At 41.8% G+C, this 2072-nt stretch carries 2 protein-coding genes; both read left to right on the top strand.

The features are described 5' to 3' along the window. The first annotated feature begins 111 nt into the window (after positions 1 to 111). Positions 112 to 549 carry a hypothetical protein gene (locus BV372_RS33180; RefSeq protein ID WP_086691533.1) on the top strand — a complete coding sequence of 146 codons (438 nt, stop codon included), beginning with the start codon at positions 112 to 114 and terminating at the stop codon, positions 547 to 549. Positions 550 to 562: 13 nt separating this feature from the next. Further along, on the top strand, positions 563 to 2072 hold a 1510-nt coding region (locus tag BV372_RS33175; RefSeq protein WP_086691531.1), incomplete at its 3' end, for an SUMF1/EgtB/PvdO family nonheme iron enzyme.

The raw sequence follows: 2072 nt of genomic DNA, 5'->3' as shown, positions 1-2072 counted from the left end.
TTGCTTGTTGCAAGTAGCTTTGTTAGGGGGTATTACCCCCTATTCGCCAGCTGTATCCTTAAAGAAGTCGGGGATCTAAATATCTCAAGAATAATTTAAATAATTAAATTTATGTCAGCAGAAAATCCCACGCCAAAAGCCATCTGGATTATTACCGAAGAAGTGGCTGAAACCTCAAATACAACTACTGAAACAGTCACAGATAGTGTAACCAGAAGCGGTGGAGCCAGAAGCGGTACTAGAGATATGGGAGGACTACTCGGCTCAGTTCAAACCAAGGAAGAAATAGTTGTCACCCAAAAAAAAGGCGAACTAGTAATTACTAGACGCAAAGTAGAGGTAACTAAACTCCAGCAAGAAATGAAGGGATTCCTGCAAGCAATGCGGGAAATGCTTGATGAAGCGGAAGAACCCAATTCCAAAATGCAGTTGGATGAGGTCGAACTTTCAGTAGAAATCAATGGTGAAGGACAAGTCAGCCTGTTTGGGCTGGGTGGTGGTAAAGCTGGGGGAAAAGGCGCGATGACTTTTAAATTTAAGCGGAAATAATTGGTGCTTGAAGATGGGTAGGAATTGGGCGATTGTTGTGGGGATTAATCATTATGAAAATCTGCGATCGCTAAACTTTGCCAAGCGAGATGCTTCTGTCATGGCAATGTGGTTTCAACAAGAAGCCAAATTTGAGCAAGTTTTCTTGTTTACTGATGATTCTCCCCCAATTGCAACCAATCCGCCAATTCCTACTCAACCTACTTTTGGTCATTTGCGGCGATTCTTACGGGCACAGTTTGAGGATACTTTATTAAAGCCAGAAGATAATTTATGGTTTTTCTTTGCAGGTCATGGCAATCGATATAAAGATAAAGATTATTTAATGTTCTGTGACAGTGACCCAGGAGATATAGAACATACTGCTATTTCTGTTGATTATGTCACCCAAAGATTGCGGCGCAGTGGGGCTGATAATGTAGTTTTATTTTTGGATGCTTGCCGCGATGAAAGTAGTCGTTCTGGATTGGGAATTGGTGAGCAAACACATCAAGGAGTTATCACTTTTTATTCCTGCACAGCTAACCAAAAATCTTGGGAAATTGATGAATTACAACATGGGTCATTTACCCATTCTTTGTTAGAAGGATTGCGGCTACAGGGAGAAGCGAATTGTGCCACAGTAGAGCGTCTAGCACAATATTTAAGTTATCAAGTTCCCGCTATTAATACTCGCTATGGAAAGGAAACACAAAATCCTTACTGGCAAGCAGAACCGCCTTATAAAATGTATTTTATTTTATTAGAGCAAACTGCCACACTTAGAGATGTAGAGCCATTAAAATATCAAGCCTCTCAAGCTGAAAATAGAGGTGATTTATCATTAGCAAAACAATTATGGGTGAGAGTTTTAGCTGTATCCCGTGGTGATTGGGAGGCAATAGAAGCGATTGAAAGAATTGCACTGCGTCAGCGAGGAAGTTTTGAACCGACAATCACAACTATTGAACCTGTTACTTCCTCAAGCGGAGGTAGGTCAATAAGTTCTGAGGGGGAAACAATCAGACAAAAGTTTTTGAGGTGGGTTGGCTTGGGAAGTGCAGGTTTAGAGACAGAAGGGACATCTAAAGCATTTGGATTGCCTTTGTGGACGGTTGAGTTTGAAACGGTAACAGTAGATGAAAAGGGACAGGTAATTAAACGAGATTCTCACAAGCAAGCTAAGTTCTTTAAGGAGGACTTGGGTAATGGTATAACTCTAGAAATGGTTTCTATTCCTGGTGGTTCATTTAAAATGGGTTCACCATCAGGGGAGAAAGGTCGAAGTTCAAGTGAAAGTCCGCAGCACCATGTCAATGTGCCTGCTTTTTTTATGGGCAGGTTTGAAGTCACCCAGGAACAGTATCAACAAGTTATGGGTAAAAATCCATCCTACTTCAAGGGAGAGAAACGCCCTGTAGAGGGAGTGTCCTGCAATGATGCAGCAGAATTTTGCACAAAGCTTAGTCAAAAGACTGGGCGGAAATATCGCCTACCTAGTGAAGCAGAGTGGGAATATGCCTCTCGTGCAGGAACTACGACAC

It is taken from the genome of Nostoc sp. T09 (assembly GCF_002154695.1).
GTDB lineage: Bacteria > Cyanobacteriota > Cyanobacteriia > Cyanobacteriales > Nostocaceae > Aulosira.
Note: the sequence above shows the minus strand (reverse complement) of the source record. Positions and strands in the feature narration are given on the sequence as shown.

Excerpts from the sequence above, each read along its gene's own strand:
- BV372_RS33180 (WP_086691533.1), top strand. The coding sequence starts at position 112 with ATGTCAGCAGAAAATCCCACGCCAAAAGCCATCTGGATTATTACCGAA.